The sequence below is a fragment of the Haloferax sp. S2CR25 genome (assembly GCF_031624535.1).
Classification (GTDB): domain Archaea; phylum Halobacteriota; class Halobacteria; order Halobacteriales; family Haloferacaceae; genus Haloferax; species Haloferax massiliensis.
The window spans coordinates 1-662 of the sequence record NZ_JAMQOO010000038.1; the positions used below are offsets into that span (position 1 = coordinate 1).

Below are 662 nucleotides of genomic sequence, written 5' to 3' on the forward strand. Positions count from 1 at the left end.
CGACTCTTGGCGTCATATCGATGGGGAAGGTCGGTATCGAGAAGGTAGACATGAACGCCCTGACCGCTGTACACTACCATCGTCTCCTCAGCGTTGAAGTCGTCCTCGAAGATGTCTCGTACCTCGAAACCGTACTCGATGGCCTGATCGATATCCTCGAAGGCATACGGGTAGCCTGCCGGGTCTGCGTCGAGAATACCCGCGGCATCGAGTAATTCCTCGCTGTCTCCCGAACCATCCTCATCCGACACTACCCGTGTTGCTCGCTCCCGAGCGATCGTTTTCGCGTCGATATCGATGAGGAGCACCCACGGTCGTTCCCAGTGGTCGAGGGCGTAGTAGACCGCATTAGGACGCGGGTCTGGTTTGTCGAGTAGATCAGGATCGACGAGTGCGAAGTCGCTCCGCCCAAGTGGATCGTTCCGTGCTGGATGGCAGATGAACTCAAGGACGTCGTCGAAGTCGTGGAAGGCTGCCGTGGTCCGGTCACCTGAGGTGTTCGTCTGCCACGTATCTCGACGGATGAAGTCCTTGTCTGGGACTCCGTCTTTCCGTACCGGGTGGGACTCCTGAAACGCGAGTGCGTACTGTTTCGGCCCCTTCGCGGTGATAAACGACGGGAGTTCGTCGACGTACGAGGGGAACTCCTCCGTGTAGTACCT

At 58.0% G+C, this 662-nt stretch carries 1 protein-coding gene; it reads right to left on the reverse strand.

Features of this window, described 5'->3' with window-relative positions; all coding sequences use genetic code 11:
* A partial coding sequence (locus NDI65_RS22175; protein ID WP_310894446.1) for a DNA primase occupies positions 1-662 on the reverse strand: 662 nt, incomplete at both ends.